Origin of the sequence: Mesorhizobium sp. M0296 (assembly GCF_040321675.1) — a bacterium.
Classification (GTDB): Bacteria; Pseudomonadota; Alphaproteobacteria; order Rhizobiales; family Rhizobiaceae; genus Mesorhizobium.
In genome coordinates, this window is record NZ_JAMYRZ010000007.1 from 1 (window position 1) to 15,567 (window position 15,567).

The window sequence follows — 15,567 nt, forward strand, 5'->3', positions numbered from 1 at the left end:
GAGGAGGTCGCGTCGACCTTAATCAAGACGCTTCGGTGCGAGTGGATCCACGGCTTCATCGCCGACTTCTTCAACACTATCGGTCACGCTAGAGACTTTGTACCACCTAGTTGCATGTCTGCTATCGCTTTCTGGGCGCGAGAAGCGGCCGGTCCTCTGACGTGAAGAGTTTCGGGCGCCGGCAGGCGTACGAAAGTCCCCGAGGAAGGAACCCGTGGGCCACAGTCGATGGCTATGGGGATTTCGATTTGCGGCTGGTGTCGGCGACAGCGCGACCGCCGTCGGCAAGCGGCGGGTTTGATGCGGACGGACCGCTTCGCCTTTCAGCCACGCGGTATTGTCGGCTCGGCGCGCGGCCGGACGCGACCCGTTCGGCGTCGATGATCACCATGGACACGCGTGGGTCCGTTGCCGGAGGCTGGGCGCCTGCGGCTGAACGCTGGAGCATGCCATGCCGGGTCATGGACACTTCTGCCGGTTTGTCGTCGGCGCATCCGGCGGTCCACGCGGCTGCTTCCACCGTTCGAACACCTCGATGACAATCATGCGTCCGCCACAGCAGGGGCATGGCGGGTGAAAGTCGTCCGGTTCATCGGGGTCGCCGGGGTCGGGCGGCGCGGCGACGCCCAGCAGTTCGCGCGCCAGCGCGAGGCTGGCCTTGCGAGCGGAACCGGCGAGCAGGCCGTAGTGCCGGATGCGATGGAAGCCGCGTGGCAGGACATGAAGCAGGAAGCGGCGAATGAACTCGTCGGTCGCGAGCACCATGACCTGCTGACGATCGGCGCCGTCGTGGCGGTAGTCCTTGTAGCGGAAGGTGACGCCGCTCTTGTCGAAGGCGATCAGCCGGCTGTTCGAGATCGCGACCCGGTGCGTGTAGCGCGACAGGTAGGCGAGCACCGCTTCAGGCCCGGCGAAGGGCGCCTTGGTATAGACGACCCAGCGCTTCGTCCGGACCGTTGCCAGGTGGCGAAGGAATGCTCGGCGGTCGGCGAGGTGCGCCATCGACCCGAAGAAGCTGAGCCGGCCCGCCTCGTGCAGCGCGACCAGCCGGGTGAGAAACAGGCGGCGGAACAGCTTGCCGAGAATCCTCACCGGGAGCAGGAAGGCCGGGCGCGACGATATCCACCGGCTTCCGTCCGGCGCGATGCCGCCGCCCGGCACGATCATGTGGACATGCGGATGGTGCGTCATCGCCGATCCCCATGTGTGTAAGACGGCGGTGATGCCGATGCGCGCGCCGAGATGCTTCGGATCCGTAGCGATCGTCAGCATCGTCTCCGCTGCCGCCTTGAACAGCAGGTCGTAGACGAGCGCCTTGTTCTGGAACGCGATGTCGGCGACCTCGGCGGGCAGCGTGAACACGACATGGAAGTAGCCGACCGGCAGCAGGTCGGCCTCACGCTCGGCCAACCACGTCCGTGCGGCCGCGCCCTGGCACTTCGGGCAGTGCCGGTTGCGGCAGGAGTTGTAGGCGATCCGCCATTGGCCGCAGTCCTCGCAGGCTTCGACGTGACCGCCAAGGGCTGCGGTGCGGCAATGCTCGATCGCCGACATGACCTTGAGCTGGGCGAGGCTCAGATGACCTGCATGGGCGGCCCGATAGGCGGGTCCGGCAGCACGGAAGATGCCGGCGACCTCGATCGAGGCGCGCACGGCTCAACCGTCAGGCGAGATCTCTCCCGGCTTGAACAGGCCGAGTTTGTCGAGCGGGCTCGTCACGGCACGCACCGTCCGGGTCGCCACCTTCGCGTAAAGGGCGGTGTTGTTGAGCTTGGCATGCCCGAGCAGGACCTGGATGATGCGGATGTCGGTGCCGTCCTCCAGCAGGTGGGTGGCGAAGCTGTGGCGCAGCGTGTGCGGCCCCACCCGCTTGGCGATGTCGGCGGCCTGGGCTGCCTCGACGACGATGCGATAGAGCTGCCGCGTGCTGATCGGCTTCATCGCGTGCTGTCCGGGGAACAGCCAGCCGTCGCGGTGCATCACGCCCTGCTGACGTCCGACCTTCCACCACTCACGCAGAAGCGTGAGCAGGTCCTCCGAGAGCATGGCGTTGCGATAGCGCCCGCCCTTGCCACGCTCGACGCGCAGCGGCATGCGCTCGCTGTCGACGTCGGCAACCTTCAGCATCGACACCTCGGCGACACGCAGGCCCGCGCCATAGGCGACTGACAATGCGGCCTGGTGCTTGAGGCAGGTGGTGGCGTTGAGCAGCCGGGCCACCTCGTCGCGGCTGAGCACCACGGGCAGGTTGCGCGGATGCGACAGCCGGACGAGCCGACGCGCCAGGTCCGGGCGGTCGAGCGTTTGGGTGAAGAAGAAGCGCAGCGCCGACACGATGCTGTTCATCGTCGGCACGGGAACGCCGTCTTCCTGCTGCTCGATCTGAAACCGACGTAGGTCGTCGGCGGTCGCTGTGTCTGGTGAACGCCCGAGGAATGTCGCCAGGCGTCCGATATCGCGGAGATAGTTGCGCTGCGTCTCGCGTGAGAAACGCCGCATGTTCATGTCGTCGATCAGCCGCTGGCGCAGCGGGCTGATCCGGGCATTGAGAATAGGATGGTGCATGGTCAGGCTCCTTGTTGAAGAAGCCCGCCATGCTCTGCTCGAGCCGAACGACGCTCAACGCGAGCGCGACGACCGGTTCTTGATCTCTACCTCAACCGCAGGCGCCCCTCCCGCGCAGCGGGTTCGTTCCGCGGCCCCATAACAGGACATTGATGTCTTCGCGCTGAGCGTCAGCAGTTGGCGCTACCGCGACCCTTCTCAGGAAGGCTGCACACCGACGCGATCTTCCTTTCGCCTTGCGCAAACCTCCTTCCGAGTGAGGCGTTCAGTGCGTCGGCTTGGTGGACTGAGGCACTTCTGAGTGGGACAACAACATTGAAAAACATTGGAAGAGATTTGAATGCTCTGAAGTCCCACTGATCTCTTACCAATTGATTTTTATGGCTTTCTGAATACCCTCCGGGCCCACCATATTATTACATATCAATATGTTACGCTTAATTCTTCGGGTTTGAATTGAGCGCTGTCGGGTAAATCCGTGACTTTTAGCGAAATGATTTTGGGCCCGTTCGTCGATTTTCTCCGTCTCGTTGATGGCACCCGTCACAGGTAGCTCAACACTCCCGGCTTCAAAAGACCCTTCAGCGATGCGTACGGCAATCGGCGGCAACGACGTGCAATTAGGCGGGTTCTGAACTCGGCCGTAGTCTCAAAATGCCCTTGTGCGGAGCAAAGCGTGGATCCATCCGCTTGCAGGTTCATGACCCTTCGCCAATCGCCGCTCCAGTCGCGAGCGGAATACCGGCACCAATTGCACCGGCCGCGGCGGTCCGTAGACCGCGGCTGCGGCCCGGTCATCCGCTGGCCGGGTAGTATCGCATCTCCTGGAAGCTCCGATCTCCATTTGCCCGATGGCGCTCCCGATTGTGAAATCGGATGCAAGTGAAAAAAACTACCGGGCAATCAAAGCAGACATTTCTGGACTGTTTGCCGACTGGGGCGGAGTTTGGCGCGACGCTTGAACTTCAGCCGGGACCGAAATGGCCTTACCGACCGATCCAGATCACCACGCCCGGGAAACGCTCCGGCTGATCGGCCCCGATCCGCAGAACTGGGTGCCGGACCGGGAAGGCATCGACCACAATGTCTTCATCGTTGGCGGTGGGCAGACGGGGGCGACCTTTGCCTTCGCGTTGAGGCGTGCCGGCATTGGCAAGGTCACTGTCGTCAACGCGGCACCGGATGAAAGCAAGGCTGGCATCTGGCTCGCTCATGCACGGATGAACCGGCTGCGAACGCCAAAGGGCTTGCCGGGACCGGAACTCGGTCTGCCAGGCCTGAGCTTTCAGTCATGGTATGAAGCCCGCCATGGTGTGGAAGCCTATGCCGGTTTCGACCGCATCGCGCGGACGGATTGGGCGAGTTACCTGAAATGGTATCGCGACTTTCTCGGCATCGGCATTCGTTACGGCACACGTCTCATTCGCATCGAGCCGGCTGGCGGGCATTTTCGCCTCCACCTCGAAGCCGACGGCAGGCCCTCGATCGAAACGGCGCGCAAGATCATTCTGGCCAATGGCTTTGGCGGCAGCGGCGGTCCAGTGATACCGCCGGTACTTGCCGCCTTGCCGCAGGGCTTTGTCGCACACAGTTCTGCGGCAATCGATTTTGCCTCGCTCAACGGCAAGGCAATCGCTGTCGTCGGGTCGGCGGCTTCGGCATTCGATGCGGCCGGAGCTGCCCTTGAGGCCGGCGCGAAATCGGTGCGTCTGTTCGCCAGACGCACCAGCATTGCCAGTGTGCCGATCAACCGCGTGCGCGGCTATCCCGGCGCCTATGACAATTATCCGCTGCTGCCCGATGCGGTGCGCTGGCGCCAGGCGCTGCGCTTCCGCGAGGCCGGTTCGACGCCACCGCTCGATGCGGTGGAGCGGGCGGTGCGGCACCAGAATTTTCATCTCCATCTCGGTGCCCCCTGGACAAATGCGGATGTCGAAGACGGCAAGGTCGTCACCGATATCGCAGGCGAGACGTTTGCGTTCGACTTCGTCGTCGCCGGCACCGGCTATTTCGCCGACCCGACGCGCAAGCCTGAGTTCGCCGATTTCGCCGCCACCATCCGGCTATGGCGCGACCAGTACGCGCCGCCGGAAGCAGAGCTGGATGAATTTTTCGGCGCCCATCCTTATCTCGGCCTCGGCCATGAATTTCTCGAGAAGGCGCCGGGGGAGGCGCCATTCCTGAGGAATATCCATGTCTTCAATCCCGGCGGCTTTGTCAGTTTCGGCCTGCCGATCGGCGATGTGCCGTCGATCAGGCGCGATGTGCCGGCCGTTGTCGCGCGCATCAGCCGCGATCTCTTCCTCGCCGATCTCGACAGCCATGAGAGTCGCATAACTGGGAGCCATCCGGCCGAGTTCGGCGAAGACGCCTATGCCGCTTCCGTCTGGCGGCCGGCGCGGACCATCGCGGCGGAATAGACGCATTTCCATGGACAAACGCCGATGACCTTCAGCCCTGACCTTTCCGACCCGTTCGTCGCCACGGCGGTCGAACTGCGCGATATCTTCGATCGGGATGCCGTGGCGCGCGACAAGGCCGGCGGGCGGCCGGTCGAGCAAATCCGCCTGCTGAAGGAAAGCGGCCTGCCGTCGGCGCAGATTCCCAAGCGCTATGGCGGCAAGGGCGCACCCTGGCTGTCGGTGCTGCGCGTCGTGCGCGAATTCGCCCGCACCGACGGCTCGCTCGCCCATCTCTACGGATACCATCATCTGCCGCTCAATGGCGTGCTGTTCCGTGGCACGGAGGCGCAGAAGGACCGGCTGCTGACACGCTCGGCAAGGGAGAACTGGGTCTGGGGCAATTCCGGCAACGCCATGTCGAAGACGTCGACGGCCAGGCGCAACGGCACGGGCTGGATCCTTAGCGGCTTCAGGCCGTTCTCTTCCGGGTCGCACATCGCAGACTACATCCAGGTTGCCTGGGAGGACGGTCAGGACCGGCTGGCAGCCGCAATCCCGGCTGACCGTGAGGGCATCGTCATCGAGGATGACTGGGATGGTGTCGGCCAGCGGCAGACCGGCAGCGGCAAGGTGACGTTCAAGGACGTGCATGTCGGCGACGACGAACTGATCGGCTCGCCAGCGGTGCCGCTGACGCCGTTCCAGACGCTGACGTCACTGTTCCAGCAGGCGGTCCTGCTCAACCTGTTCGTCGGCAGCGCGCAAGGAGCGCTGAGCGAAGGCCGCGACTATACGGTCTCGCAATCGCGCCCCTGGGTCTATTCCGGCTATGAGAAACATACCGACGATCCGTTCGTGCAACGCAAATATGGCGACCTCTATATCCGCACGCTCGCCGCGGCCGAACTGGCCGATATAGCAGCACGCAGCCTCGATGCCGCCTATGGCCAGGGCGAGGCGTTGACCCTGGAGCGGCGCGGGCAGACGGCGATCGATCTCGCCACCGCCAATGTCTACGCCGGACAAATCGGCCTCGATGCGTCGAGCGAGGTTTTCGAGGTGATGGGCGCCCGTTCGGCCACCAAGGCCAACGGCTACGACAGGTTCTGGCGCAACGTGCGCACGCACACGCTGCACAACCCCGCCGAATACAAGAAGCGCACGATCGGCATCTGGTTGCTGACCGGGGAATTCCCGGCCGGCGGACTGTACCGCTGAGGAGGCGCGAAAAAAATGGCCAGGCGCAAGGACAAGCTAAAGCTCGGAGCGTTTCTTCTTTTCACCGGCCATCATGTGGCGGCCTGGCGCCATCCGGCGGCAGGCGAGGGGACCAGCCTCGGCGACTATGTCGAACTTGCCCGGCTGGCGGAAGCAGCCAAGTTCGACACCATCTTCTTTGCCGACGGCGTGGCGGCGCGGCTGAAGGATCTGGAGGCCGCCAGCCGCAAGGCGCATAGCGGCGTCTATCCGTTCGAGCCGATCACGCTGCTGTCGGCACTGTCGGCTGTGACCAGGAACATCGGCCTCATCGCCACGGCGTCGACCAGTTTTTCCGATCCCTACAATCTGGCCCGCCAGTTCGCGTCGCTCGACCATCTGAGCGGCGGGCGGGCCGGCTGGAATCTGGTCACTTCGTCCGATCCGGAGGCAGCGTTCAATTTCGGTCACGAGACGCATATCCAGCATGGCGAGCGCTACGACCGCGCCGAGGAATTCGCCGATGTCGTGCTCGGTCTGTGGGACAGCTGGGAAGATGACGCCTTCCCGCGCGACAGAGCAATCGGGCGCTATTTCGACAAGGACAAGCTTCACGTGCTGAACCACAAGGGCCAGCACTTCAAGGTGCGTGGTCCGCTGAACACGCCGCGAACGCCGCAAGGTCATCCGGTCGTGGTCCAGGCCGGGGCGTCGGATCCGGGCAAAGAGCTGGCGGCGCGCACGGCGGAAGCGATCTTCGCCGCTCAGATCACGCTCGACGAAGCAACCGCCTTCTACGCAGACGTCAAGGGCAGGCTCGGCAAATACGGCCGCTCGGAGGATGATCTGAAGGTCCTGCCTGGCATCTTCCCGGTCGTCGGCCGCACCGAAGCCGAGGCGCAGGAGAAGTTCGAACAGCTGCAGGACCTCATCCAGCCGGAAGTCGGCCTCGGTTTGGTCTCGGCGCTGGCCGGCGGCTTCGACCTCAGCTCTTACCCGCTCGATGGGCCCGTGCCTGAATTGCCGGAGACCAATGCCGGCAAGAGCCGGCAAGCGCTGGTGATCGATCTGGCGCGGCGCGAGAAACTGACGATCCGGCAGCTCTATCTGCGCATCGCAGGCGCCCGCGGCCACTGGCAGGTGGTCGGCACGCCGCAACGGATCGCCGACACCATGGAAGAGCGGTTCGAGAATTACGGCGCCGACGGCTTCAACATCATGGCGCCGATCATGCCTGGCGGCTTGAAGGATTTCATCGAGCTGGTCGTGCCGGAACTTCGCCGCCGTGGGCTATTCCGCGATGAGTACGAGGGCAGGACCTTGCGCGACAATCTCGGCCTGAAGCGGCCGGCAAACCGTTTTTCGCGGCATGCCGCGGCGGCTGCGGAATAGGCCGGCAATGGTGCGCGACACGCTCTTTCTCATTCAGCCGGGTTTCGCCGACCCAAAGCACCCCGGCCGAGCCTTCGTCTGTCCCTATTGCAACCAGGTCGAAGGGCTGCTCGCTGCCTTTCCCGATCTCGCCAGCAGACTAGACGTCGAACGCGTCCCGTTCGCAAGGCCGAGGGGCAAGGTGATCGACGCGCTCGGCGAACGGCACCAGTCGCTGCCGGTGCTGATCATCGGCAGCGATCCGCCCGCCGACTTGCCGACGGCCAAGGGCAAGGTCTTCGCCGATGACACCAGGCGCATTCTTGCACTGCTTGCCGAGCGCCACGGCTTCCCGCATCTGCATGAGTGAGACGATGACCTTCGATCCCGATACGTCCAATCCATGGATCGCCAAGGCGGTCGAGCTGCGCGACATCTTTGCCCGCGATGCGGTCGAGCGCGACCAGCTTGGCGGCAGGCCTACCGAACAGATCCGTCTGCTCAAGCAAAGCGGCCTGCTCACCATCGTGATCCCCAAGGAATTCGGCGGCGCCGGGGAACCCTATTCGACGGCGCTGCAGATCGGCCGCGAGTTCGCCAAGGTCGACGGCTCGATCGGCCATATCTACGGCTACCATTTCAGCGCGCTGATCGCCGCCAGGCTCAATTCGGACGAACCGCGCTCAGCCGATCTGCTACGGCGTTCGGCTGCCGGCGACTGGTTCTGGGGCAACACCGGCAACAGTTTTTCCAAAACGCTGTTCGGCCGCAAAGATGGCGAGTGGACGATCGTCAACGGCTTCAAACCCTTCGCCTCCGGCTCGCATGTCGCCGACTATCTTTCGACCTCGTGGGAAGACGAGGTCAGCGGCGAGAGGAAATTCGCGGCGATCCCCGCGAACCGCGAAGGCATCACCGTTCTCGATGACTGGGACGGCATCGGCCAGACGCAGACCGGCAGCGGCAAGGTCGCCTACAAGGACGTCAGGATCCACGACAGCGAGTTGGTGCGCGGTTGGGTCGACGCGTCACTGCCGATCCGCACCATCGGCCCGCTGCAGCAGCAAAGTGTACTGCTCAATGTCTTCATAGGCACGGCCCAGGGCGCGCTGCTGGCGGCACGAGACTACACGCTCAATAGTTCGCGGCCGTGGATGTATTCCGGCGTCGAGCGCCATATCGACGATCCATGGATCAAGCGGCAGTATGGCGAACTCTGGGTCAAGACGCGGGCAGCGACAGTGCTGGCCGATCGGGCTGCGGCGGCGATCGATCATGCGATCGCGCGCGGCAAGGCGCTGACCGAGCAAGAACGCGGCGAGGCGGCGGTTGCCGTCGCCGCGGCCAATGTGCTGGCAGGCGATGTCGCGCTCGAAGTCACGACCGAGATATTCGAGGTGATGGGTGCCCGCTCCGCAGTGCGCAAATACGGCTTCGACCGCTTCTGGCGCAACGCACGCATTCACACCTTGCACAACCCTGCCGAATACAAGACCCGCACTGTCGGCACCTGGTATCTGACCGGCGCTTATCCCGAGCCCGGCGTCTTTCGATGAGCGGCCGGCAGCTCCATCTCAACGTCAACATCCTGCATGCCGGCTTCTCGCCGGCGGCATGGCGGATGGACGGCGTCGACCCCTATGCCGCCTTCACCGTCGACCACTATGTGCAGGTGGCGAAGATCGCAGAGCGCGCAAAGCTCGACGCCGTATTCCTTGCCGACCAGGCGGCGATATCGGACCGCATTGACTATCGTCCGATCACGTCGCTGGAGCCGACCATCGTGCTGGCGACGGTAGCCGCCGCAACCGAGCGCATCGGCCTGATCGCCACGGTATCGACCAGCTTCAACGAACCCTACAACATCGCCCGTCGTTTCGCGACGCTCGACCACGTCAGCGGCGGGCGTATCGGCTGGAACATCGTGACCACGGCCGACCCGGCCTCGGCCCGCAATTTCGGCCTGACGGGTGCGATCGATCATGGCCGGCGTTACGAGCGGGCGGCGGAATTCGCCGAGATCGTCAAGGCATTGTGGGACAGCTGGGAGGACGATGCCTTTATCGGCGACGTCGCCAGCGGGCGCTTCGTCGATGCCGCCAAGGTTCATGCCATCGAGCACAAGGGCGCGCATTTTTCGGTGTATGGGCCGCACAATGTGCCGCGCTCTCCGCAAGGGCATCCGGTGGTCGTCCAGGCCGGCGGGTCCGATGACGGCAAGGACCTCGCCGCCCGCCACGCCGAAGCCGTGTTTTCCGCATCGCAGTCTTTCGAGGAAGCGCTCGGCTATGCGCGGGAACTTAAGGCGCGTACCGTCGCCTATGGCCGCACCGGCGGCGTGCCGCTCAACCTCGCCGGCCTAGCCACCATCATCGGCAGCACAGAGGCGGAAGCGGAGCGGCGGCAAGAAGAGCTGTGGGACCGCATTCCGCTCGACTACAGCCTTGGGCGGCTGTCCGGCGTGCTCGGCATTGACCGCGAGCGATTGAAGCTGGACGAGAAGTTGCCGGAAGGGATTCAACTGCCCCCCAACGGCGGCCACACCTTCTTCAAGGCCACGCTCGCGCTCGCCCGCAGCAATGATTTCACGGTTCGCCAGCTGATCCGGGCGCTGAACGGCAGCACTGGCCACCGCACCATCGTCGGCACGCCCGAGCAGATCGCCGACGATATCGAAAGATGGTTTGTCGCCGGCGCCGCCGACGGCTTCAACCTGATGCCGGACGTGCTGCCGACCGGACTGGAGGTCTTTGTCGATACGGTGGTGCCGATCCTGCGCCGGCGCGGCCTGTTCCGCACCGAATATGAGGGGCGCACGCTGCGCGACCATCTCGGGCTTGCCAGACCCGAAAGCCGCTTTGCACCGCAGCCGCACAAGGCGCCAGCGCTGCATGAGGCCACCCATTGAATGGTCATCAAAATACAACGGAGCGGAAGGTCCTGCCATTGACCTCATGCCCGGCCAAAATACAGGCCCGACAATGAGCGCTGATACCGAATTTCTTTGGTACATCCCGAACCAGGTCGATCCCGGTCACCGCGGCGAGCCGGCCGTCGAGGACCACAACAGCCTGGAGACGCTGACCAGCCACGCGAAGGCGCTTGAGGAACACGGCTGGAAGGGCGCGCTGATCGGTACCGGCTGGGGTCGGCCCGACACTTTTACTGTCGCGGCCTCGCTCGCCGCGCGGACCACCTCCTTCGAGCCGCTCATCGCGATCCGCCCGGGTTACTGGCGGCCGGCGCACTTCGCATCCGCCGTAGCCACGCTCGACCAGCTGACCGCCGGTCGCGTGCGTATCAACATAGTGTCAGGCAAGGACAACCTCGCTGCGTATGGCGACAGCGAAGGTGACCAGATACATCGCTATGCCCGTACCAGAGAGTTCATGCACCTGGTTCGCAGACTTTGGACTGAAGAGAACGTGACCTTTGCGGGCGAGCACTTCCAGGTCACTGGCTCTACCGTGATGCCCCGCATCCATGTCCGTGGCGATCGTCGCCATCCCAAGCTCTATTTCGGCGGCGCGTCGGAGGCGGCGGAGCGGGTGTCGGCCAGCGAGGCGGATGTCCAGCTCTTCTGGGGAGAGCCGCTCGACGGCGTCCGGGAGCGGATCGAGCGGCTCAAAGCCTTGAGCAGGGAACTCGACCGAGACCTCCCGCCTCTGGAGTTCGGGTTGCGGGTCACCACGCTGGTCCGCGACACCGCTGGGCAGGCCTGGGCGGACGCAGAAGCGAAGGTCGACGAGATGGCCAAGGGCCAGGGAGCCGGCTGGAACGATCACGGTCGGGCGGTAGCGGTGGGCCAGCAGCGTCTGCTCGATCTGCACGCGCGCGGCGAGGTGCTGGACGACAATCTCTATACTGCGCCGGGCAAATATGGCGGCGGCGGCGCTGGCACCACCTGGCTGGTCGGCTCGGCCGCCGACGTCGCCCGCTCGCTCGGCAGATACCGGGATCTGGGCATCAAGCATTTCGTGCTCTCGGACACGCCGTATCTTTACGAGATCAAGCGGCAGGGCGATCAGTTGCTTCCGCTATTGCGCAATGGGGCAGAAGCCGCGCTTCTTGAATGACCTGGGGTCGTCAGAACACCGAATAAGCCAGATTGCCAGTAGGGAAGACGATGTCACAGCCGGCCGCATTCAGCATCCGCCCTTCCGACGCCGACCTGCGTGGTGAAGCGGCGCTGCGGCGGCGTTACCGGGCGCCGCAACATACGCATACCGGAAACTGGAACGAAGCCCTCGAGGCGATCCTTTCGCATCGCTCGGTCCGCAATTATCTCGCCAAGCCTCTGCCCGAAGGGACGCTGGAACTGATCGTCGCCGCCGCCCAGTCGGCGCCGACTTCTTCCAATCTCCAGGCGTGGAGCGTCATCGCAGTCGAGGATCCGGCGCGCAAGGCGCGGCTTGCCGGACTGGCGGCGATCAATCGCCATATCGAGCAGGCGCCGCTGCTGCTGGTCTGGCTGGCCGACCTCTCGCGGCTGCGTGCCATTGCCGAGGCAAAAGGCCGGGTGGGCGAGGGGCTAGACTATCAGGAGAGTTTTCTGCTGGCCGTGATCGACGCCGCACTTGCCGCACAGAACGCCGTGGTGGCGACCGATGCGCTCGGGCTCGGCTCCTGCTACATCGGCGCGATGCGCAATCATCCGCAGGAGGTGGCGCGCGAACTCGGCCTCCCGCCGGAAACCGTTGCGGTGTTCGGCCTGACCGTCGGCTATCCCGATCTCCTGGCTGCGACTGACATCAAACCCAGACTGCCGCAGGCTGTGGTGCTGCACCGCGAGCGCTATCGATCAGAGCCCGATCCGGACGATCTTGCAGCCTACAACCAGAGGCTTCGTTTATTCCAGCAGGAGCAGGCGATGCCTGTGGTGGACTGGACAGAGTTGGTTTCGAACCGCATCGGCAGCAAAGCAGCGCTGAAAGGCCGTGATCGCCTGGGCGAAGTGCTGAAGGCCCTGGGCTTCAAGCTCAAATAGGCGCGCGCCTGCTCGCGAGACCGCGGCGAGGCTATTCGGCCGCGATAATGGCGATGCGCGCCGGAAGCGCCGCCGGCGGTGGGAAGTCGAGAGCGCCGAGCTGGCGCGCCTCGGCCTTCAGCCAGCCATGAAAGCGCTCGACCGTCTCCAGCTTCGCCTTGTGCGGCGTCGTCGCAAAATAATAGGAAAACTCGACCGGCTGCGGTGAGCCGAATGGACTGACCAGACGCCCTGCGGCGAGGTCAGGCTCGGCCAGCCGGAATTTGCCGAGACCGATGCCCTTGCCGGCAGCAGCTGCGTCGAGCACCAGTGACGATTGGCTAAGCCGTATACCGCCCTCGACAAAGCGGCCGGACAGGCCGTTGGATCTCAGCCAGCCCTTCCAGTCAGGGCAGCTTGGATCGCGTTCCGGACCGTCCTCATGCAGGATCGGTGCGTCACGCAGCCCCTCCGGCCCGCGATAGAGACCGTGCATGCGAGCAAATTCCGGGCTGCAGACGGGCAGCACCGCTTCCGAAAAAAGCCGTTCCGTCAGCAGGCCGCTATAGGCGCCCGACCCGTAGCGGATGACGCAGTCGACGTCTTCGCTGGCAAAGTCGGCAAGCCTGGTCGATGCGTCGACCAGCACTTCTAGGCCGGGTGCCGCGTCGCGCAGTGCGTCGAGGCGCGGGATCAGCCATTTGCTGGCGAAGGAAGGCGCGACCGACACCTTGATCGGCGCATCCTCCTCGTCGCCGGAAATGCGCGCGACCGACTCGACAACGACGTCGAAAGCCTCGGTGAGGCCGGGCATCAGCGCCTGGCCGGCCGAGGTCAAAAGAAGCTCGCCGCGGTTGCGGTGGAACAATGGCTGTCCGAGATGATCCTCGAGCAGGCGGATCTGCTGGCCGATGGCGGCGGGGGTGACATGGAGCTCTTCGGCCGCCCGCGTAAAGCTCAGGTGGCGGGCCGTTGCGACAAAAGCGCGAAGCGACGTCAGCGGCGGAAGCCTCGCCAGCGTCGGCCGCAGCTTCCTTGATTTTGCGCGAATGAGATCGACCATGAGGCGCATTCAACACGTTCATGCCGGGCGCGACGAGGGCGGGCTTTGCGCCAAAGCGCCCGGCGGAAAATTTCGTTTGCCGCGGCGTCGCGCCAGCGGGAACGGAAACCTAAAAAATCGTAATGTCTACTATTCTTGTAGAATAAGATCGGAGCGCTGATTTGTCGGCGACCGGCTTCGCTGGATCCTGGGCCGGTTCCTGGAATGAAACGATCGCGCAAAGCGGCGCTTTCCGCAGATGATAGAAAATCATTCTTCCGGTTTTGCGGCGTGGCAGGGATCATCACGCTGAGGCGCCGGAATGCGTTCGGCCGCCGGATGTCATCGAAGCCGTTTTCCGGAGCTCAAGACCATGTCTGTCAATCGTCGTCATTTCAACCAGCTGCTGTTGCTTGGCGGTGCGAGCTTCGCATTGCCCGGGGTTTCCTTCGCCGCCGAAGGCACGCCGGTTCAGGGCGGTACGCTCAACTGGGCCTACTATCCCGATCCCACGTCATTGATTGCCATCAACACCTCCTCGGGGACTGGTCAGGCGATCGGTCCAAAAGTGAACGAGGGCCTGCTCGATTTCGATTACAACCTCAACCCGAAACCGCTGCTGGCGACGGAGTGGTCGATCAGCGATGACGGCCTGCGCTACACTTTCAAGCTGCGCGAGGGCGTCAAATGGCATGACGGCAAGGACTTCACGTCGGAAGACGTTGCCTTCACCATCTTCCGGCTGAAGGAGGCGCATCCGCGCGGCCGCATCACCTACCAAAACGTGACCGCGGTCGAGACGCCCGATCCGCACACCGCCATCATCGTGCTTTCAAAGCCGGCGCCCTATCTGATCACGGCACTGAGCAGCTCGGAATCACCGATTGTGCCGAAGCACGTCTACGAAACGTTCAAGCCGGCGGAACAGCCGAAGCTCGAACAGACGATCGGCACCGGTCCCTTTATTCTCAAGGAATGGGTGCCCGGCAGCCATCTGATCTTCGACCGCAATCCGGACTATTGGGACGCGCCTCGGCCCTACCTCGACCGCATCGTCCTGCACGTCATCCTCGACCCGGCCGCGCGTTCGGCGGCTCTTGAAACCGGCGAGATCGATATCGGCGCCAATCCCGTGCCGCTGGCCGACATCGAACGGCTGAAGGCAAACCCCGCTCTGGTCGTCGACACCAACACCTACGCCTATTCCGGCCCACAGCAGCAATTGTTCTTCAACTACGAGAACGAAATCCTGACCAAGCGCGATGTGCGCCTTGCCATCGCCCACGCAATCGACCTGCAGAAGCTGGTCGACATCGCGCTCTACGGTTATGCGCAGGTATCGCCGAGCCCGATCAGCACGGCGCTGCCCAAATGGTATGACCCCAGCATCAAGGCGCGCGAGCCCGACCCCAAACTGGCGGAGAAGCTGCTCGACGACGCCGGCTATCCGCGTGGCGCCGATGGGACGCGCTTCAAGCTCCGGCTTGCCTACAACGCGTTCCTGCCGGCGTCCTATGCCGATTTCATCAAGCAGTCGTTGGCGACGGTCGGCATCGATGCCGAGATCCTGAAGCTTGACCTGTCGACGTTCCTGAAGACCGTCTACACCGACCGCGCCTGGGACCTGGTCGTCGAGTCGCTGTCGAACACCTTCGATCCGACGCTCGGCGTCCAGCGCGCCTACTGGTCGAAGAACTTCAAGATCGGCCTCGTCTTCTCCAACGCTAGCCACTATGCAAACGCCGAGGTCGACCAGATCCTCGAAGCCGCGGCAATCGAGCCCGACGAGACCAAGCGGCGCGAGCTCTGGTACAAATTCCAGCACATCATCCATGACGACGTGGTGTCGGTCGATCTGGTCGCCGCCGGCGCCCAGATCGTCGCCAACAAGAAGGTCCGGGATTTTGCGCCCGGCGCTCAGGGGATCAACAACAGCTTCGCGCAGATATGGCTCGCGCCAAACGCCTAAGCGTTCTGCAAGCCCTCTGGTTGGGACCGGCGCGTGAAAACGACGATCCCGACTT

Annotated in this window: 12 protein-coding genes; 9 read left to right on the top strand and 3 right to left on the bottom strand. The window is 64.0% G+C overall.

The features are described from left to right. Nucleotides 1-459: 459 nt before the first annotated feature. Complete coding sequence (locus NKI97_RS09185) at nucleotides 460-1,653, bottom strand: IS91 family transposase (protein ID WP_352833665.1); 1,194 nt, start codon at nucleotides 1,651-1,653, stop codon at nucleotides 460-462. Between the two features lie 3 nt (nucleotides 1,654-1,656). Then, a complete protein-coding gene (locus NKI97_RS09190; RefSeq protein WP_352833668.1) occupies nucleotides 1,657-2,565 on the bottom strand; it encodes a tyrosine-type recombinase/integrase in 909 nt (302 codons plus the stop codon). A gap of 980 nt (nucleotides 2,566-3,545) precedes the next feature. On the opposite strand from NKI97_RS09190, the gene NKI97_RS09195 reads away from it, so the two are divergent. From NKI97_RS09195 to NKI97_RS09230, 8 genes are all read left to right on the top strand, one after another. After that, complete coding sequence (locus NKI97_RS09195) at nucleotides 3,546-4,985, top strand: SidA/IucD/PvdA family monooxygenase (RefSeq protein ID WP_352833671.1); 1,440 nt, start codon at nucleotides 3,546-3,548, stop codon at nucleotides 4,983-4,985. A 24-nt stretch (nucleotides 4,986-5,009) separates the two neighbouring features. Next, the gene (locus NKI97_RS09200; protein WP_352833673.1) at nucleotides 5,010-6,185 is read left to right on the top strand and encodes an acyl-CoA dehydrogenase family protein; all 1,176 of its coding nucleotides are present in this window, start codon (nucleotides 5,010-5,012) and stop codon (nucleotides 6,183-6,185) included. A 15-nt stretch (nucleotides 6,186-6,200) separates the two neighbouring features. Next, a complete protein-coding gene (locus tag NKI97_RS09205) occupies nucleotides 6,201-7,556 on the top strand; it encodes an LLM class flavin-dependent oxidoreductase (protein WP_352747521.1) in 1,356 nt (451 codons plus the stop codon). Between the two features lie 7 nt (nucleotides 7,557-7,563). Beyond that, nucleotides 7,564-7,905: a DUF3088 domain-containing protein gene (locus NKI97_RS09210; protein ID WP_352684476.1), complete on the top strand. Its 342-nt coding sequence runs from the start codon at nucleotides 7,564-7,566 to the stop codon at nucleotides 7,903-7,905. A 4-nt stretch (nucleotides 7,906-7,909) separates the two neighbouring features. Beyond that, a complete protein-coding gene (locus tag NKI97_RS09215; RefSeq protein WP_352833675.1) occupies nucleotides 7,910-9,091 on the top strand; it encodes an acyl-CoA dehydrogenase family protein in 1,182 nt (393 codons plus the stop codon). Then, nucleotides 9,088-10,443 (top strand): LLM class flavin-dependent oxidoreductase, encoded by a 1,356-nt coding sequence (locus NKI97_RS09220; protein WP_352747524.1) that lies wholly within the window; start codon nucleotides 9,088-9,090, stop codon nucleotides 10,441-10,443. Before NKI97_RS09215 ends, NKI97_RS09220 begins: the two co-directional genes overlap by 4 nt. 73 nt (nucleotides 10,444-10,516) lie before the next feature. Then, on the top strand, nucleotides 10,517-11,611 hold the full coding sequence (locus tag NKI97_RS09225; RefSeq protein WP_352747527.1) for an LLM class flavin-dependent oxidoreductase: 1,095 nt from the start codon (nucleotides 10,517-10,519) through the stop codon (nucleotides 11,609-11,611). A 50-nt stretch (nucleotides 11,612-11,661) separates the two neighbouring features. Further along, nucleotides 11,662-12,522, top strand: a complete 861-nt coding sequence (locus NKI97_RS09230) for an NADPH-dependent oxidoreductase (protein WP_352449719.1) — start codon at nucleotides 11,662-11,664, stop codon at nucleotides 12,520-12,522. 31 nt (nucleotides 12,523-12,553) lie between these two features. Here the strand turns inward: NKI97_RS09230 and gcvA are convergent, their stop codons facing one another. Beyond that, nucleotides 12,554-13,564, bottom strand: a complete 1,011-nt coding sequence (gene gcvA / locus NKI97_RS09235; protein ID WP_352747529.1) for a transcriptional regulator GcvA — start codon at nucleotides 13,562-13,564, stop codon at nucleotides 12,554-12,556. A gap of 352 nt (nucleotides 13,565-13,916) precedes the next feature. On the opposite strand from gcvA, the gene NKI97_RS09240 reads away from it, so the two are divergent. Beyond that, entirely contained in the window at nucleotides 13,917-15,512 is a 1,596-nt protein-coding gene (locus NKI97_RS09240) for an ABC transporter substrate-binding protein (RefSeq protein ID WP_352449717.1), read from the top strand. Nucleotides 15,513-15,567: the final 55 nt, after the last annotated feature.

Coding starts and splice junctions, on each gene's coding strand:
- NKI97_RS09190 (WP_352833668.1), bottom strand. CDS start 2,565: ATGCACCATCCTATTCTCAATGCCCGGATCAGCCCGCTGCGCCAGCGG.
- NKI97_RS09195 (WP_352833671.1), top strand. CDS start 3,546: ATGGCCTTACCGACCGATCCAGATCACCACGCCCGGGAAACGCTCCGG.
- NKI97_RS09200 (WP_352833673.1), top strand. CDS start 5,010: ATGACCTTCAGCCCTGACCTTTCCGACCCGTTCGTCGCCACGGCGGTC.
- NKI97_RS09205 (WP_352747521.1), top strand. CDS start 6,201: ATGGCCAGGCGCAAGGACAAGCTAAAGCTCGGAGCGTTTCTTCTTTTC.
- NKI97_RS09210 (WP_352684476.1), top strand. CDS start 7,564: ATGGTGCGCGACACGCTCTTTCTCATTCAGCCGGGTTTCGCCGACCCA.
- NKI97_RS09215 (WP_352833675.1), top strand. CDS start 7,910: ATGACCTTCGATCCCGATACGTCCAATCCATGGATCGCCAAGGCGGTC.
- NKI97_RS09220 (WP_352747524.1), top strand. CDS start 9,088: ATGAGCGGCCGGCAGCTCCATCTCAACGTCAACATCCTGCATGCCGGC.
- NKI97_RS09225 (WP_352747527.1), top strand. CDS start 10,517: ATGAGCGCTGATACCGAATTTCTTTGGTACATCCCGAACCAGGTCGAT.
- NKI97_RS09230 (WP_352449719.1), top strand. CDS start 11,662: ATGTCACAGCCGGCCGCATTCAGCATCCGCCCTTCCGACGCCGACCTG.
- gcvA (WP_352747529.1), bottom strand. CDS start 13,564: ATGGTCGATCTCATTCGCGCAAAATCAAGGAAGCTGCGGCCGACGCTG.
- NKI97_RS09240 (WP_352449717.1), top strand. CDS start 13,917: ATGTCTGTCAATCGTCGTCATTTCAACCAGCTGCTGTTGCTTGGCGGT.